Genomic DNA, 15,577 nt, shown 5'->3' with positions numbered 1-15,577 from the left:
GTCGGACGCACCGAAATCGACGGTGCGGTTGGTGATCTGGTTCTGGCCGCCACCAGAGCCGATGGCCTGGTAGTTCAGCTCGATCCCGATGGCGGCCTTCGCGGCCTCACCCCATTTGGCATAGACGGGCGCGGGGAACGTGCCGCCGGCGCCAGTGATTTGCTGCTGCGCGTTTGCCGCGAACGATAGTCCGGCAAAGGCGATGGCGATCGCCGTGCGTGACAGTTTCATAAAACCTCCTGAAGGGGGCCGATGGCCTCATATGGCCGACCGGTTCGTATGCGGCGGGTTCTAGGCGGCGATCGGCGACGGCTATGTGACAGAACGATGAAGCTAATGTGACAGTCGCGACGCCTTATCCCGGCCCTGCTAGGACTCGCCGTCATGCTGAAATCGACGCCCCAGACCAGTCCTGAAATCACCCAACTCACGACGCGTGTCGCATACCAGAACCGCTGGCTACGCGTGCGGGAGGACACCGTTCGCCGCGCCGATGGCTCGGACGGGCTCTATGGAGTTGTGGAACGGACGGATTTCGCCATCGTCGTGCCCTGGCAGGACGGCTGCGTGACGATGGTGGAGCAGTATCGCTACCCAATCGGCCAGCGGCTGTGGGAATTGCCCATGGGCACGCTGGAAACCGGGAACGCCACCCCGGAACAAACCGCCACGACCGAACTGCGGGAGGAGACCGGGCTGGTCGCCGCGGATATGGCCTTCATCGCCAGCCTGTTTCAGGGCCCCGGCTACTGCAACCAGGTGGGCCATTTGTTCCTCGCGACCGGCCTCACCCAAGGTCCGCTGGCCCGCGAAACGAGTGAGCAGGGCATGGCCTGCCGCGCATTCCCGCTGGCCGAGATCGAGGAGATGGTCCGGACCGGCGGGTTGCAGGATGGGATGACGCTGGCTGCGCTGGGCATGCTGCGCATCCGCGGGCTGCTGTAGCGGCCACGATGAAGACACGGCTTTGACGACGCGACAGTAATACGCCGATAAAGGCGGATGCCTCGCCGTATCGAATACCCAGCCCCTGCCTTCATCACCGACACCGACTCCCTCGCCGCCCTCTGCGACCGGCTGCGGACCGAGCCCTTCGTCACCGTCGACACCGAGTTCATGCGGGAACGCACGTACTATCCGGAGCTGTGCGTCGTGCAGCTTGGCGGGGAACGGGAAAGCGCTGTCATCGACACGATGGCCGCCGGGCTGGACCTGGCGCCGCTTGGGGCGCTGCTGCGGGACGAGGCGGTGCTGAAAGTGTTCCACGCCGCCCGGCAGGATATCGAGATCTTCCTCGAATTGTTTGGCAGCGTGCCCATCCCGCTCTTCGACACCCAGGTCGCCGCCATGGTGGCCGGGTTCGGCGACCAGGTTGGCTACGACGCCCTGGTGGCGGCGTTGACGGGTGGGCAGATCGACAAGGCGCACCGCTTCAGCGACTGGTCGGCCCGGCCGCTATCCCCGGCCCAGGTGACCTACGCCGCGGCGGACGTGACCCATCTGCACACCGCCTACCTCCGCCTGCGCGAGCGGTTGGAGCGGGAGGGGCGCAGCGACTGGGTGCTGGAGGAGATGCAGGTGCTGACCCGGCCGGAAACCTACCGCGCCGATCCGGACACGATGTGGGAGCGGCTGCGCCCGCGCACCGCCAACCGCCGGATGCTCGGCGTGCTGCGCGCCGCCGCCGCCTGGCGGGAGCGGGAGGCGCAGCGCGTCAACATCCCCCGCCAGCGCCTGCTGCGCGACGAAAACCTGCTGGAAGTCGCTGCCACCGCGCCGGTCAATGCGGAAGCATTGGCCCGTTGCCGCGGCATCACCCGTGGCTTTGCCGAGGGCCGCAGCGGCGTTGGCCTGCTAACCGCGATCGCCGCCGCGACCGCCATGCCCGAGGACGATCTGCCCGAGGCACCGCGCGGCCGCGAAGGCCCCCGCGCCTCTCCAGCGCTGGTGTCACTGCTGAAGGTGCTGCTGGCCGCCAAATGCGAACAGCATGACGTTGCGCCGAAGTTGGTCGCGTCGTCGGACGATATCGACCGGCTTGCGACCGAGTCCGAACCGGATGTACCCGCCCTGAAGGGCTGGCGCCGCGGCGTGTTCGGCGATGACGCGCTGGCGCTGAAGACCGGCCGGGTTGCCCTGGGCGTCGCCGGCAAGCGGATCAAACTTATTCCATCGGAGCCATAGCCACGGCGGCGGGAACGCCGCCCGTGGTAATCTCCGGCTGTAGGCCCATCGCCAGGGCCAGGCGTTCCATGCGCCTTGTCACGCCCTCACCGAGGAACGCCGCGCCGTTCTTGGACAGCGCTAGGCGGAGCTTCGGCCCAGACTGAATCAGTGAGGTTCCGCGCAGCAGATCGGGCGTGCCGGCGGACAGCGTGTAGGCGAGGCGCAGTGCGTTGCCGAGAATTTGGGCGCGGGCGAACATCGGCTCATCCAGCAGGCCGCGCGCCGTGGTGAGGAAGGCGCTGGCCGGATCCGCCTCGTAGCGAACAGCGATCATCATCGCCAGGAACGCACGGCCGGCATGATCCAGAGCCACGCCGGGCTGGCGCAGCACACGGTAGAACGACTGCTCGGCGCGGTATTCCGGATGGTCGTGGGCGCCGACGTCGGACAGCATGCACGCTGCTTTGCGCATCCGTGCGGCGTCCGGCGTTTCGTTGGCGAATAGGTCCGCCGTCCAATCCAGGAGCGCTGCCGGCATGTCCGGATCGCGCCCCGTTCGCTCCCCCAGCTCGCGACACGCGGCCAGAAGCGGGTCTTGCGCCGCGGTTTCTGGGGAAATGCGGGACATGTACCAGCCCTCGCGAATGCCGTTGGCGCTGAACACCACGCGGCGCGCCCCGGTCGCCCGCAGCAACCGGCGCAGCACGATGGCGGCGTAGGGCAGATCGTCCAGCCGCCGTCGCGGCGCACCCGGCAGGCGTTCCAGCATGCGCCGGTTGGCAGAGCCGATGATCCCCGTCATGTCCCGCGCATCGTCGCGGCCGATCGTGTAGTGGTGCACGATCGCCAGCGGGTAGCCGGTCTGCGCCATATGGATCCGCGCCAGCGCCCGCCAGGCGCCACCGACCAGATACAGATCGCGGCCCGGATACTGGAACAGCCACGGCACGGTGGCGAGATCGGCCTCCGCGAGCGCGCGGGCGCGCACCGGATCGCCCTCCGCCCGGTCGGCCAGGCGGATCACACCCAGCGGCAGGGTTTGCGCCTGGCCGGGGCGGCCATCCGCCAGCCGCACGACCTCCAGCGAACCGCCGCCGATATCCGCCAGAATGCCACCGGCCTGCGGAATGCCGCACAGCACGCCGGCGGCGGAAAAGGCAGCCTCTTCCTCGCCCGAGAGGATCTTGATCACCACGCCGGGCATCCGCTCCCGCAGTCCGGCGACGAAGGCGGGGCCATTGCTCGCGTCGCGCACGGCGGCGGTGGCCAGCACCTCCAGCACCTCGCACCCCATTGCGCGGGCGATGGCGTTGTAGCGGTGCATCACGGTCAGCGCCGCCGCGACGCCTTCCTCGTTCAGCCGCCCGGTGGTCTGCAGCCCGCGACCCAGCCGCAGCACCGCGCGTTCGTTAAAAATCGCGGCCGGGTTACGCCCGGTCCCCTCGAACACCACCAGCCGCACCGAGTTCGACCCGAGGTCGACCACGGCGGAGCGCACCGTGGTCCCTGCGTGGTAGATCAATCCTGCGTCACCCTGTCCGGCCGGCGATGTGCCGGGCCGCCAACGGACACTGTCGCCCCATGCAGGGCCGAACCGCGGCCCGACAGCGAGGGGTTGGTCATGAAGTAGTCATGTGCGGACACGGCCTTGGCCGTCGGCACGACCCGGCGCCATCCGCCATTCGCCTCCAACTCCCAAGATTGCAGCGTGTCCTTCAGGTTCACCACCATGATCTGGTCCAGCACCTGCGCGTGCACCGTCGGGTTGTGGATCGGCACCATGCTTTCCACCCGCCAGTCCATGTTGCGCGCCATCCAGTCGGCGCTGCTGATGAACACCTGGGCTTGGCGGGACGGCAGTTTGTGGCCGTTGCCGAAGCAGAAGATGCGGCTGTGCTCCAGGAAACGCCCAACGACGGACTTCACCCTGATGTTCTCGCTCAACCCCTTCACGCCCGGGCGCAGGCAGCAAATGCCGCGGATGACGCACATCACCTTCACGCCTGCCTGGGAGCAGGCGTACAGCTTGTCGATCAGCACGTCGTCGACCAACGAGTTCATCTTCAGCCAGATCATCGCCGGCTTGCCCGCGCGGGCGTTGGCGATCTCCTGCTCCATCAGTTGCATCAGCCGAGGCCGGATGGTCAGCGGGCTGAACGAGATGCTGTCCATCTTCTCTGGCCTGGCGTAGCCGGTCATGTAGTTGAACAGCCGCGCACTATCCCGCGTCAGGTCCGGGTCGGAGGTAAAGAACGACAGGTCGGTGTAAATCCGCGCCGTGATCGGATGATAATTGCCGGTACCGAAATGCGCATAGGACCGCATGCCGCCGGCCTCGCGCCGCACCACCAGGCTCAGCTTGGCGTGAGTCTTCAACTCGACGAACCCGTAGACGACCTGCACGCCAGCGGCTTCCATCGATCGAGCGAGGCGAATATTCGCCTCCTCGTCGAACCGGGCGCGTAGTTCGATCATCGCGGTGACGGACTTGCCGGCCTCCGCGGCCTCAATCAGCGCCTTGACGATCGGGCTATCGCGGCTGGTGCGATACAGCGTCTGCTTCACCGCCACCACGCTCGGGTCGGCCGCGGCCTGGCGCAGGAACTGCACCACCACGTCGAAGCTCTCGAACGGATGATGGACGATGATGTCCTTCGCCCGGATCGCCGCGAAGCAATCCCCGGCGAAGTCGCGAATCCGCTCCGGAAAGCGCGGGGTGTAGGGGGAAAAGAGCAGATCGGGACGGTCGTCCACGATCAGTTGCTTCAGATCCACCGCGCCCAGGATGCCGGATTGCACCAGCACTTCCTCGCCGGGGATGTCGTCCTCGTTGACGCTCAGTTCGTCCACCACCAGGGCGCGCAGGTCGGCCGGCATGTCCGCATCCACCGAAAGATGGATCGGCACGCCCCGCCGGCGGCGCTTCAGCGCGGTTTCGTAGGAGCGGACGAGGTCTTCCGCTTCCTCCTCGAACTCGACGCCGGTGTCGCGGATCAGGCGGAACATGCCCTGGCCCACCACGTCGAACCCCGGAAACACGGTATGCAGGTTCAGCGACACCAGGTCTTCCAGCAGCACGAACCGGATCGGCCCCGGGGTCGGCCCGGCGGGCAGGCGGATGAAGCGGTCGACCTGGCTCGGCAGCGGGATCAGCCCGCTCATCGAGGTATGGTCCTCCTCGCGGTGCAGCTTCAGCACCTTCACCAGGCCCATGTTGTTGATGAACGGAAAGGGATGCGCCGGGTCGATCGCCAGCGGAGTTAAAATCGGGAACACCCGGTCCATGAACCAGGCGGCCAGCCACTCGCGGTCGGCCTCCGGCAGGGTCGCCGGGTCGCAGACGACGATCCCAGCCTCGTCCAGCAGCAGCTTCAACTCGTTCCAGGCGGTCTGCTGCATCGCCATCAGGGCGGCGGCGCGGGTCTGGATCTCGCCCAATTGCTGCGCCGGGGTGCGGCCGTCGGCGGAGAGCGAAGTGACACCCGCCTTCGCCTGCCCGATCAACCCGGCGACGCGGACGGAGTAGAATTCATCGAGGTTGGACGCGCTGATCGACACGAAGCGCAACCGCTCCAGCAGCGGATGGCGAGCGTTCTGCGCCTCCTCCACCACGCGGTGGTTGAAGTCGAGCCAGGATAGTTCCCGGTTGATAAACCGGTCGGGGCTGTCCGGGGAGATGGCCGCGTCTGTCCCGCTGGACGCATCGTGGCCCGATACGACTGCGCTTAGCTCGTTCATGCCGGCGATCCTTACTGGACGGGGGGTGGAGTGTCACGCCTGCCTCTGCGTCGGCGGTTCTTGCCTGTCCAGTGGCCGAATGATGACAGTCCGGCGATTGAACGAGAATTTAGGCCAAATCTATCGTTATCGGATCAACTAAGACCTGTGCTGCGATTGCTTGGGTAATGCGCCGCCCGGCCGCCAGGGCGGCGTGGTCCAGCCTTGCCGCAGCTTCCCGCAGCGCCGCTGGCTCACGCGGCAGCCGGAGCAGCAGCCAATCCTGCACCGGTTCCGGCACCACCAACTGCCGGGCGGCCAGCAGGCTGGTGAACAAGGTGCGGGACATCGCTTCGTCCGGCACGCCGAGTTCGACGGAGGTGATGGCCCGCAATCGGCTGGCGAGGTCTGGTAACCGGGTCGGCCAGCGGGCGGGAGCGGTGCGGGCGGCCAGCAGCACGGGCAGCCCTGCTTCTGCCGCCGCATTCAGCAGGTGCAGTAGGGGGCGTTCGGGCGCCAGGTCGGCGTCGTCCACCGCCAGGCCGCCTTGCGTGGGCAATTCCACCAGGCCGCGCAGCATCTGGCCCGGCAGCAGCATGCAGTCACCGCGGGCGGTCCAAACGTGCAGCAGGTGCGTTTTGCCACACCCAGGCTCCCCCCACAGCGCCAGGCGATTGGCGGGCCAGGGCGTATCGAGCCAGGCCAGCGCTTCCTCGTTACAGGGGCCGACCAGGAAATCCGCTGGATCGAACGGCGCCTCGTGGATGAAGGGCAGCGCCAACTGCCGGATCGCGCTCATTACGCCGCGTCGGACGGTGGGTCCGAGTAGAGCGGGCTGCCGAGGTAGCGGCGCAGCCAGAACCGCGCCAGGACCCCGATCATCGCCGCCACCGGCACCGCCAGCAACACGCCCAGAAACCCGAACACCGCACCGCCCGCGAATAGCGCGAAAATCACCCACACCGCATGCAACTCCACCCGGTCGCCCAGGAAACGCGGGTAGATGACGTATCCCTCCAGCAACTGCCCGGTGATGAACACCACCACCACCTCCGCGACGCCCGCCCAGGTCGGAAATTGCGCCAAGGCCAGGCCGATGGAGGTGACGCCGCCGGTGATCGAGCCGACATACGGGATGAACGACAGCAATCCCGCCGTCAGTCCTACGATCAGGCCAAGATCCAGCCCCACGAGCTGGAGCGTCAACGCATAGAACGCCGCCAGCAGCACGCAGCATAGCGCCTGGCCGCGTAACCAGGCGGACAGGATGCGATCCATCTCCTTCGCCTGCAGCCGAAGCACGCCGGCGTAGCGACGGGGCAGCCATCCATCCACGCGCTGCACCACGCCAGGCCAGTCGCGCAGCAGGTAGAAGGCCACCACCGGCGTTACCACCAGCAGCGACAACACGTTGAACAGGGCGAATCCGCCGCCCACGATCCGCGTCAATGCACCCGCCAGGAAGCCGAGCATGGCGCCCGCCTGGCCGCTGACGAGGTCGCGCAGCTTGCCGTCGACATACTCCTCACCCAGCCGCTCCTGCAGATGGATGATCACGTCACCAGCCCAGAGCCGCAGATCGTTCACGTAGGCGGGCACGCGGGAGATGAGGATGCCGATCTGCGCCAGGATCAGCGGGTACAACAGCAGCGCAAACAGCAGCCCGGCGGCCACCAGCCCCGTCACCAACAGCGTCGCAGCCAGGCTGCGCCCCATGCCGAGCCGCACCAGACGGACAGCCAGCGGATCGAGGAAATAGGCGATGCCGGCTGCCGCGACGAAGGGCAGCAGGATGGAGGCAAAGAGTTGGATTGCCGCCAAACCGGCCAGTCCAAGCCCCACCAGCAGCGCCATGCGCTGGGCGCGGGTGGCGTGCGGCGGCTCCGGCGGCGGGGGGGCCGGAACGGGCAAATCGGGCAGGCGCGGGGCGACGCGAACCGATGGCTGGCTCATCGCCTCACCTCTTCGTTTGCGCGGACCGGTCCGCTGTGGTTCTTTCGCACTGCCATCATGGCATCGATCATAACCGATCCGGTCGATCGGCTACAGCATTCCGCGGGGTTGCCCAACATATGACGACCTATCGCGACGCCGGCGTGGACATCGAGGCGGGCGATGCCTTGGTCGAGCGGATTAAGCCGCTGGCCGCGGCCACGTCCCGCACCGGTGTCATAGGCGGACTAGGTGGCTTCGGCGCCCTGTTCGACCTGAAGGCCGCGGGCTACCAAGACCCGATCCTGGTCTCCACCACGGACGGCGTCGGCACGAAACTCAAGATCGCCATCGACACCGGGCAGCACGACACGGTCGGCATCGACCTGGTGGCGATGTGCGTGAACGACCTGGTGGTGCAGGGCGCCGAGCCGCTGGTGTTCCTGGATTATTTCGCCACCGGCGCCCTGGACGTGGAGCAGGCAGCCCGCGTCGTCGCCGGCATCGCCAAGGGCTGCGAACTGGCCGGCTGCGCCCTGGTGGGTGGCGAAACCGCCGAGATGCCCGGGCTGTATAGCGGCGGCGATTACGACCTTGCCGGCTTCTCCGTTGGCGCGGCCGAGCGGGACCGGCTGCTGCCCGCTGGCGTGGCCCCAGGGCAGATCGTGCTGGGGCTGGCAAGTTCGGGCGTGCATTCCAACGGCTACTCCCTGGTGCGGCGCATCGTGGCGGGCAGCAATGTCGGCTGGTCCGACCCGGCGCCGTTTGCCGCCGGGAAGACGCTGGCCCAGGCATTGATGGAGCCGACGCGGATCTACGTGAAATCGGTGCTGGCGCTGCATCGCGCCGGGTTGCTGCGCGGCGCGGCGCACATCACGGGCGGCGGCCTGGTGGGCAACCTGCCGCGTGCCCTGCCGAATGGCACGATGGCGGTGCTGGACCGTGGATCCTGGCCACGGCCGGCGGTGATGGATTGGCTGGCCGAGCGCGGCGCCGTGGCCGACGATGAAATGCTGCGCGTGTTCAACTGCGGGATCGGCATGGCGCTGATCGTCGAGGACTCGCTATCGGCGACAGCGTTGTTGGAGGAGCATGGCGAGACCGTGTTCGCCATCGGCGCGATCGAGGCATCCACCGGGGCGCCCAGCGTCAAGATCCAGTGACCCGCGCCCGCGTGGCCGTGCTGGCCAGCGGGCGCGGCAGCAACATGGCCGCCCTGCTGGACGCCGCCGAACGGCCCGGTTTCCCGGCCGAGATCGCTCTCGTATTGTCCAACCAGCCCGGCGCCGGTGCGCTGGACCGGGCCCGGGCGCAGGGCGTGGCGGCGGTTGCCGTCGATCACCGCCCTTTCGGCAAGGATCGCGAGGCGCATGAGCACGCGATCGACACCGTGCTGGGCGAGCACCGGATAGAGTTGGTTTGCCTCGCCGGGTATATGCGTTTGTTGACCCCCTGGCTGGTCGGGCGGTGGGCCGGGCGGATGCTGAATATCCACCCCTCCATCCTGCCCGCCTTCCCCGGCCTGCACACGCATGAACGCGCGCTGGCGGCGGGCTGCCGGCTGCATGGCTGCACCGTGCATCTGGTAACCGCAGTGATGGACGAGGGTCCGATCCTGGCCCAGGCCGCGGTTCCCGTGTTGCCCGGCGACTCGCCGGACACGCTGGCCGAACGGGTGCTGGCGCAGGAGCACCGGCTTTACCCGGCGGCGTTGGCCGCGCATGTGCAGACCTGCCAGGCTGCGGTGCCGGATGCAGCCGCGGCGCTGCTCAACCCCTTGCCAGTGCAGGCAGACCAGCCCTAGAAAAGCTGATTGCCGCTGCCCGAAGGCCCAATCATGACAACAACGATTTCCGCAGCACCCGCCACCATGACCGAGACAGCGCCGCTGGCACTCGATGCCTTTATTGCGGACCGTCAGGCGTTCTGGGGCAGCTTCACCAAGTTCACCACCTACGCTGCCGGGGCGATCGTGCTGCTGGTGATCCTGATGGCAATCTTCCTGGTCTAGCACGGCGTCTAGACGGGTCGCACCGTCGACCGGATGAACCCGGCGAACCGCGCGACGAAGGTGTCCAGCGCGGTCTGGATGGCGGTGAAATCCGCCCCCTTCTCCCGCGTGGCTTCGTTCAGATACAGCGCGCGATTGATCATGATCTGGACGCTCTGCTGGCCACCAGCCGGGTCGCTGTGCCGGGTGATGAGTTCGGCGCCCTTGTAGGGCGTGTTGACCGTTACCTCAAACCCCAACTGCGTCAGCGTTTCCACCACGAAGCGAGTGGTTTGCGGGTCGGCCGTCGTTCCATCGCGGTCGCTGACGACGAAATCGGGGCGTTTCTTGCCGGCATCGGTATTCATCACGTTGCCCGCCGACTTCATCGACAGGCAGTCTACGTGCCACACTTGATCAAACTTCGCGTGCATCGCTTCCAACTCGGCGGCGAGCGCGGCGTGATAGGTGTCGTAATACGCGGCGATCCAGGCCTGCACCCGGGCCACGGGCAGAGGCGCGCCGTAAACCGGGACGTCCGGCAGCGCCAGCCGTCGCAAGAGGCCGAGCCCACGGATGGATTTCGGCGTCGGCACCAGTTCGGTGGGCCACTCGCCATCCAGCATCGCCGGATCGATATCCAGCCTGCTGCGATTCACATCGATGAAGGTGCGGGGGAAATGCGCCTCCAACAAGGTGGCGCCGTGGGCGGGCGCGCCCGCGAAAAGTTCGGCTACGTAGGCATCCCACGCCGTATCCAACGCTTCGCGCGGGGCGATGGGATGCCAATCCTCCGGCCAGGTATTGCCGCTATGCGGGCTGTCCAGCAACAGCGGGACAACCGGCCCGGTCGGAGGATGGACCGTAAAGCTCAATGGACGAGGGTGGGGATCATCTCATGCTCGACGATGGCGGCAAGTGCGAGGTTGCGGTCCTCGGCGACGGCCATGGGCGAACCATCGGCCGCGTGGATGGCGAACATCGCAGCGCCATTGAGCATGACAGGCTTGACATAGGCCAACTGGGACACGCCAAGCTGCTGAAGCTGGTCTTGGGTGATCTGCCGCACGTCGATGCGGGTGCCGGGTTGGGTGGTGGTGGTGTCGGCTGCGTCGATCATAATGTGCTCCTCGCACGTGCCCCCGAATTCGGCAGGCACCGTGGTTCACGTTTGTCGCCCCCGGCCGGTTTCAGCCGCGAGACAAGTTGTTCAGTCCAAAGCCCGGCGTTTTGCCCTGGCTCTCCGCAACGCTAGGGCTACGCTTGCTCGGCCTTCGTCTGGACGAATCGCTGTTCGGCATCTACGACACGCGACCCGCCGGAGCGTGTGATCGGGATCGTCTTCACCCGGGCTTCCGGCTGCGGGCGCGACAACTCGATATGCAGCAAGCCGCTATCGAGCCAGGCACCCTTAACCTCGATCCCTTCCGCCATGATGAACGCGCGCTGGAATTGCCGGGCTGCGATGCCACGATGCAGAAAAATGCGCCCCTGCGAATCGTCGGTCTGGCGGCCGCGGATGACCAGCTGGTTATCCTCCTGCGTAATCTGCAGGTCGTCCATGGTGAACCCGGCCACGGCGAGCGTGATGCGCAGCGTGGTGGTGCTCAGCTGTTCAATATTATAGGGCGGATACCCGTCGGACGGGGATTTCGACGCACGTTCCAGCATTTGTTCAAGCTGGTCGAACCCGACGAAGAGCGGGGATGCAAATACGCGAGTCGATGACATCGTAGCCTCCTCCATCGAGCGAGACATGGCCCGGAGCCCGAACGAGGCACCCCGGTGACGCATGATCTTGGCTCAGGTCCTGCGCGTTGCAAGACCCTTCTTGCAGTTCGCCGCACCATCCAGAGTTGAACCACCCGGCCGGGGCCGCTACATGCGCCCAATTATGGCCGATCCTTCCACCTTGATGCCGATTCTCATCGCCCCGAACGCGAAGCTGCGTGCCAGGGCCCGGCGGGTGACCGCGGCCGATGACGCCACGGTGCGCGCTCTGGTGCCGCGTATGTTCGATGCGATGTATGCCGCCCCCGGAATCGGCCTGGCCGCGCCGCAAGTCGGCTCCGACCTGCGGGTCGTGGTGATCGACCTGGTGCCCGACAACACGCCGCAGCCGATGACGCTGATCAACCCGCATATCGTTGCCGCCAGCGACGAGTTGGCAACGCGGGAGGAAGGTTGCCTGTCCATCCCGAACCAATACGCCGATGTCACCAGGCCGGGCCGGGTGCGGGTGCGGTATCACGATCTGGACGGGGTGCAGAAGGAGGTGGAGGGCGACGGCCTGCTCGCCGCCTGTCTGCAGCACGAACTGGACCATCTGGATGGCGTGTTGTTCGTCGACCACCTCTCCGCCCTCAAGCGAAACATGCTGATGCGCCGCCTGGCCAAGGACATGAAGCTGAAGGCTGAAGGCTGATGCGCCTGGCGTTCATGGGCAGCCCCGATTTCTCGGTGCCAGCCCTGCGGGCGCTACACGGCGCCGGGCACGAGATCGCGGCTGTCTACACGCAGCCGCCGCGCCCCGCCGGCCGCGGCCAAGCGCTGGCCCGCTGCCCGGTGCACGTCGCGGCGGAAGCAATGGGCCTCGCGGTGCATCACCCGGCCTCGTTGAAGCGCGACCCGGCGGCGCAGGCGGCCTTCGCCGCGCTGGGGCTGGATGCGGCGGTCGTGGCCGCCTACGGGCTGATCCTGCCGCAGTCGATGCTGGATGCGCCCCGCCGGGGATGCCTGAACATCCACGCTAGCCTGCTACCCCGCTGGCGCGGCGCAGGCCCGATCCAGGCGGCCGTGCTGGCGGGTGACGATGAGACCGGGGTGACCATCATGCAGATGGATGCCGGGCTGGACACCGGCGCCATGCTGCTGGAGGGTGCGGTCCCGATCGGGCCGCACACCACGGCGGCGGACCTACACGACGCACTGTCCAGCCTCGGCGCCGGGCTGGTGCTGCGCGCCCTTGCCGAGAACCCTCCGCCTCGTGCGCAGCCCGCAGACGGTGCGACCTACGCCCCGAAGCTGTCCCGCGCCGACAGCCCGCTCGATTGGAACCGCCCCGCCGAAGAACTGGACCGGCGCGTGCGCGCGCTGACGCCCTGGCCCGGCACCACCTGCCGCCTGGGTGACGACGTTCTGAAGGTGCTGGAGGCCGAGCCGGTGGCCAGCGCAGGCGTCCCTGGCACCGTGCTGGAGGGGTTGACCATCGCCTGCGGCACCGGCGCGCTGCGTCTGCTGCGGGTGCAGCGTGCCGGCCGGGGCCCGGTGGCCGCCGACGCGTATCTGCGCGGCTCGCCCGTGCCCGCCGGCACGGCTCTGGGGTTGGTGTGACCGATCAACCGGCGCCCGCGGATACCCACAACGTCGCCCTGCTGATCGAGTACGATGGCACCGGATTTGCCGGCTGGCAGCGCCAGGATGGTGTGCTTACGGTGCAGCAAGTGCTGGAAGACGCCGCCGCCAAGCTGACCGGGCAGCCAGCCTCCAGCGTCGTCGCTGGCCGCACCGATGCCGGGGTGCACGCTGCGGGCCAAGTCGCCATGCTGGCCCTGCCGACGCGGTTCAGCCCGGAACGAATTCGGGAGGCGCTGAATTTCCACATGAAGCCGTACCCGGTCGTGGTGCTGGCCGCCGCCCCAGGGCCGCCGGATTGGAACCCGCGGTTTTCCGCGATCCGCCGTTGCTACGAGTACCGCATCTTGAACCGCCGCGCCCGCCCGGCGCTGGAGGCCGGGCGCACCTGGCACGTGCCGCATCGGCTGGACACGGATGCCATGGCGGAGGGTGCGCAGCATCTGCTGGGACGGCACGATTTCACCTCGTTCCGCGCCGCTGCCTGCCAGGCGAAGTCACCGATGCGCACGCTGGACCGGCTGGATGTCCGGCGCGAAGGCGAGATGATCGTGGTGTCGACGGAGGCGCGATCGTTCCTGCACCACCAGGTCCGCAACATGGTCGGCAGCCTGGTGCAGGTGGGCACCGGCCGCTGGGGCCCGGCCCGCATGGGCAAGGCGCTGGCGGCCCTGGATCGCTCGGCCGCCGGGCCAACCGCGCCAGCGGCCGGGCTGACGCTACTCTCGGTGCATTATGGCGCGGGCGCCCCGTTCGCCATCTGACTGACCACCTGCGGCACCAAGATCAGCATAATCGTGAGGAAATTCACGATCACGACCAAGGCCACCGCCCGTAACGGCGTCAGCTCCAACGCGTGCCGGGCCAGAAACCAGTTCAGCCACACGGCATAGGCGAACATCAGCGCCACGCCGACCCCGGCCGCGATTTCCGGCTGGATGCCGACGGTCATCATGATCGCCATCAGGATCAGCACAACCGCCAACGCCAACGGCGCCGCCCATTGGCACCAGCAGAACGCGGTCGCGAACCGGCGCCACTGCGCCGCCCGGTTCCAGCGGCGGGCAACCTCGAACGACAGCACCAGCGGGCCCAGGAACCCGATCGAGACACTCAGCAGGTCGGTCAGCGTTTCCCGGTCATGGCCCACCAGGGCGGCCACGACGCCAACCAGCAGGAACGCGCCGAGCGGCGCCAGGCCGGAAAGCACGGATTGCGAGGTGTCGCCGAACAGACGCAGCCCGTCGGCCCGGCCACGCGCCACCAGCAGGATCCCAATGACGACGCTGCGCATCGAGGGCCGGCTGGGATTGGGCGGCTTCATGCTGCGAAGGCGTCCAGCACGGCTTCGTAGATCTGGGTCAGCATTTCCAAATCCGCCACCGGCACGTTCTCGTCGGTCATGTGCATGGTGGCGCCGACCAGTCCAAATTCCGCCACCGGACAGTAGCGGGAGATGAAGCGCGCGTCGGACGTGCCGCCGCCCGTGTCCATCTTTGGCACGATGCCGGTGACTTGCTCGATCGCCGCAGCCAACCGCGTGGTCTCGCTGCCGGGCGCGGTCAGGAATGCCTCGCCACTGATGGCAGCCTCCAGGATGAAATCCTTCGCGTGGCGGGCGAACATATTGCGCAGCCATGCCTCCAGCGAGGCGCCGGTGTGGCGGTCGTTGAACCGGATGTTCAGGCGCGCAGTGGCGCTGGCTGGCACCAGATTGGTCGCGGTGTTGCCGACATCCACGCTGGTAACCTGCAGGCTGGTGGGTTCGAACCACTCGGTGCCCTCATCCAGCCGGGTCGCCGCGATCTCCGCCAGGGCGGCGACCAGGCGATGCACCGGGTTGTCGACGCGCGCCGGGTAGGCGACGTGGCCCTGCACGCCCGTCACCGTGACGCGGGCATTGATGCTGCCGCGGCGGCCGATCTTCACCACCTCGCCGAGGCAATTGGGATTGGTCGGCTCGCCGACCAGGCAGAAATCCGGAATATGCCCGCGCTCGGCCATCCATTGCAGCACCCGCACGGTGCCGCCGGTGGCCGGCCCCTCCTCATCCCCGGTAATCAACAGGCTGACCGAGCCGGGGCCCTTCGGCTTGCGCGACACGGCGGCCAGGAATGCCGCGACGGCGCCCTTCATGTCGCAGGCGCCGCGGCCAAACACTGCGCCATCGCGGATCTCTCCGCCGAACGGATCGGCGGACCAGGCGGTGGTGCCCGGCGGCACCACGTCGGTATGCCCGGCAAAACACAGATGCGGGCCGCCGGCGCCGCGGCGGCAGAACAGGTTCGGCGTCCCGTCATACATCAGCCGATGCACGGTGAAGCCCATCCCGGCCGCCGCCCGCGTCACGACATCCAACGCCCCGGCATCGGCCGGGGTGACGGAGGCGCAGCGGATCAGCGATTGCGCCAGGGCGAC

Annotated in this window: 18 protein-coding genes; 8 read left to right on the top strand and 10 right to left on the bottom strand. The window is 67.7% G+C overall.

Features of this window, described 5'->3' with window-relative positions; genetic code table 11:
- The coding region (locus GSQ76_RS31600; RefSeq protein WP_254070220.1) for a substrate-binding domain-containing protein at positions 1 to 231 on the bottom strand (231 nt) is incomplete at its 3' end.
- A gap of 153 nt (positions 232 to 384) precedes the next feature.
- Here GSQ76_RS31600 and GSQ76_RS03345 point away from each other — a divergent pair.
- Entirely contained in the window at positions 385 to 945 is a 561-nt protein-coding gene (locus GSQ76_RS03345; RefSeq protein ID WP_158742495.1) for an NUDIX hydrolase, read from the top strand.
- 57 nt (positions 946 to 1,002) lie between these two features.
- Positions 1,003 to 2,184: a ribonuclease D gene (rnd, locus tag GSQ76_RS03340; RefSeq protein ID WP_158742494.1), complete on the top strand. Its 1,182-nt coding sequence runs from the start codon at positions 1,003 to 1,005 to the stop codon at positions 2,182 to 2,184.
- Here rnd and GSQ76_RS03335 read toward each other — a convergent pair.
- From GSQ76_RS03335 to GSQ76_RS03320, 4 genes are all read right to left on the bottom strand, one after another.
- The gene (locus GSQ76_RS03335; RefSeq protein ID WP_254070219.1) at positions 2,165 to 3,688 is read right to left on the bottom strand and encodes a Ppx/GppA family phosphatase; all 1,524 of its coding nucleotides are present in this window, start codon (positions 3,686 to 3,688) and stop codon (positions 2,165 to 2,167) included. The genes rnd and GSQ76_RS03335 overlap by 20 nt on opposite strands.
- Complete coding sequence (locus GSQ76_RS03330; RefSeq protein ID WP_158742493.1) at positions 3,685 to 5,904, bottom strand: RNA degradosome polyphosphate kinase; 2,220 nt, start codon at positions 5,902 to 5,904, stop codon at positions 3,685 to 3,687. The genes GSQ76_RS03335 and GSQ76_RS03330 overlap by 4 nt, the downstream gene beginning before the upstream one ends.
- A gap of 109 nt (positions 5,905 to 6,013) precedes the next feature.
- A complete protein-coding gene (locus GSQ76_RS03325) occupies positions 6,014 to 6,682 on the bottom strand; it encodes an HdaA/DnaA family protein (protein WP_158742492.1) in 669 nt (222 codons plus the stop codon).
- Positions 6,682 to 7,836 carry an AI-2E family transporter gene (locus GSQ76_RS03320; RefSeq protein ID WP_158742491.1) on the bottom strand — a complete coding sequence of 385 codons (1,155 nt, stop codon included), beginning with the start codon at positions 7,834 to 7,836 and terminating at the stop codon, positions 6,682 to 6,684. The genes GSQ76_RS03325 and GSQ76_RS03320 overlap by 1 nt, the downstream gene beginning before the upstream one ends.
- A 119-nt stretch (positions 7,837 to 7,955) precedes the next feature.
- Between GSQ76_RS03320 and purM the strand changes: the two genes are divergently transcribed.
- Genes purM through GSQ76_RS03305 form a run of 3 tightly spaced genes read left to right on the top strand, consistent with a single transcriptional unit; the run spans position 7,956 to position 9,826 of the window.
- Positions 7,956 to 8,978, top strand: a complete 1,023-nt coding sequence (gene purM, locus GSQ76_RS03315) for a phosphoribosylformylglycinamidine cyclo-ligase (protein ID WP_158742490.1) — start codon at positions 7,956 to 7,958, stop codon at positions 8,976 to 8,978.
- Complete coding sequence (gene purN, locus GSQ76_RS03310; protein WP_256366959.1) at positions 8,975 to 9,619, top strand: phosphoribosylglycinamide formyltransferase; 645 nt, start codon at positions 8,975 to 8,977, stop codon at positions 9,617 to 9,619. Before purM ends, purN begins: the two co-directional genes overlap by 4 nt.
- 33 nt (positions 9,620 to 9,652) lie before the next feature.
- Positions 9,653 to 9,826 carry an aa3-type cytochrome c oxidase subunit IV gene (locus tag GSQ76_RS03305; protein WP_216850874.1) on the top strand — a complete coding sequence of 58 codons (174 nt, stop codon included), beginning with the start codon at positions 9,653 to 9,655 and terminating at the stop codon, positions 9,824 to 9,826.
- An 8-nt stretch (positions 9,827 to 9,834) separates the two neighbouring features.
- Here GSQ76_RS03305 and GSQ76_RS03300 read toward each other — a convergent pair whose 3' ends face one another.
- The 3 genes from GSQ76_RS03300 to GSQ76_RS03290 form a co-directional block, all read right to left on the bottom strand.
- Positions 9,835 to 10,635, bottom strand: a complete 801-nt coding sequence (locus GSQ76_RS03300; RefSeq protein ID WP_158742489.1) for an N-formylglutamate amidohydrolase — start codon at positions 10,633 to 10,635, stop codon at positions 9,835 to 9,837.
- 41 nt (positions 10,636 to 10,676) lie between these two features.
- The gene (locus GSQ76_RS03295; protein WP_158742488.1) at positions 10,677 to 10,925 is read right to left on the bottom strand and encodes a DUF1150 family protein; all 249 of its coding nucleotides are present in this window, start codon (positions 10,923 to 10,925) and stop codon (positions 10,677 to 10,679) included.
- 137 nt (positions 10,926 to 11,062) lie between these two features.
- Entirely contained in the window at positions 11,063 to 11,536 is a 474-nt protein-coding gene (locus GSQ76_RS03290) for an Hsp20 family protein (protein WP_158742487.1), read from the bottom strand.
- 163 nt (positions 11,537 to 11,699) lie between these two features.
- On the opposite strand from GSQ76_RS03290, the gene def reads away from it, so the two are divergent.
- The 3 genes from def to truA are packed head-to-tail and all read left to right on the top strand — an operon-like array spanning position 11,700 to position 13,923.
- Positions 11,700 to 12,230 carry a peptide deformylase gene (gene def / locus GSQ76_RS03285; RefSeq protein WP_158742486.1) on the top strand — a complete coding sequence of 177 codons (531 nt, stop codon included), beginning with the start codon at positions 11,700 to 11,702 and terminating at the stop codon, positions 12,228 to 12,230.
- Entirely contained in the window at positions 12,230 to 13,138 is a 909-nt protein-coding gene (gene fmt / locus GSQ76_RS03280) for a methionyl-tRNA formyltransferase (RefSeq protein WP_158742485.1), read from the top strand. Before def ends, fmt begins: the two co-directional genes overlap by 1 nt.
- Positions 13,135 to 13,923 (top strand): tRNA pseudouridine(38-40) synthase TruA, encoded by a 789-nt coding sequence (truA, locus tag GSQ76_RS03275; RefSeq protein WP_158742484.1) that lies wholly within the window; start codon positions 13,135 to 13,137, stop codon positions 13,921 to 13,923. The genes fmt and truA overlap by 4 nt, the downstream gene beginning before the upstream one ends.
- Here truA and GSQ76_RS03270 read toward each other — a convergent pair.
- Entirely contained in the window at positions 13,893 to 14,483 is a 591-nt protein-coding gene (locus GSQ76_RS03270) for a hypothetical protein (protein WP_158742483.1), read from the bottom strand. The genes truA and GSQ76_RS03270 overlap by 31 nt on opposite strands.
- On the bottom strand, positions 14,480 to 15,577 hold a 1,098-nt coding region (gene dapE, locus GSQ76_RS03265; protein ID WP_158742482.1), incomplete at its 5' end, for a succinyl-diaminopimelate desuccinylase. The genes GSQ76_RS03270 and dapE, both read right to left, overlap by 4 nt.

This window comes from Acidisphaera sp. L21 (genome assembly GCF_009765685.1).
Lineage (GTDB): Bacteria > Pseudomonadota > Alphaproteobacteria > Acetobacterales > Acetobacteraceae > LMUY01.
Note: the sequence above shows the minus strand (reverse complement) of the source record. Positions and strands in the feature narration are given on the sequence as shown.

Bases quoted from the DNA above. Each gene is read 5' to 3' on its own strand.
- GSQ76_RS03345 (WP_158742495.1), top strand. From the start codon at position 385: ATGCTGAAATCGACGCCCCAGACCAGTCCTGAAATCACCCAACTCACG.
- GSQ76_RS03325 (WP_158742492.1), bottom strand. From the start codon at position 6,682: ATGAGCGCGATCCGGCAGTTGGCGCTGCCCTTCATCCACGAGGCGCCG.
- GSQ76_RS03270 (WP_158742483.1), bottom strand. From the start codon at position 14,483: ATGAAGCCGCCCAATCCCAGCCGGCCCTCGATGCGCAGCGTCGTCATT.
- def (WP_158742486.1), top strand. From the start codon at position 11,700: ATGGCCGATCCTTCCACCTTGATGCCGATTCTCATCGCCCCGAACGCG.
- GSQ76_RS03330 (WP_158742493.1), bottom strand. From the start codon at position 5,904: ATGAACGAGCTAAGCGCAGTCGTATCGGGCCACGATGCGTCCAGCGGG.
- rnd (WP_158742494.1), top strand. From the start codon at position 1,003: ATGCCTCGCCGTATCGAATACCCAGCCCCTGCCTTCATCACCGACACC.
- GSQ76_RS03305 (WP_216850874.1), top strand. From the start codon at position 9,653: ATGACAACAACGATTTCCGCAGCACCCGCCACCATGACCGAGACAGCG.
- GSQ76_RS03295 (WP_158742488.1), bottom strand. From the start codon at position 10,925: ATGATCGACGCAGCCGACACCACCACCACCCAACCCGGCACCCGCATC.
- purM (WP_158742490.1), top strand. From the start codon at position 7,956: ATGACGACCTATCGCGACGCCGGCGTGGACATCGAGGCGGGCGATGCC.
- GSQ76_RS03320 (WP_158742491.1), bottom strand. From the start codon at position 7,836: ATGAGCCAGCCATCGGTTCGCGTCGCCCCGCGCCTGCCCGATTTGCCC.
- fmt (WP_158742485.1), top strand. From the start codon at position 12,230: ATGCGCCTGGCGTTCATGGGCAGCCCCGATTTCTCGGTGCCAGCCCTG.
- GSQ76_RS03290 (WP_158742487.1), bottom strand. From the start codon at position 11,536: ATGTCATCGACTCGCGTATTTGCATCCCCGCTCTTCGTCGGGTTCGAC.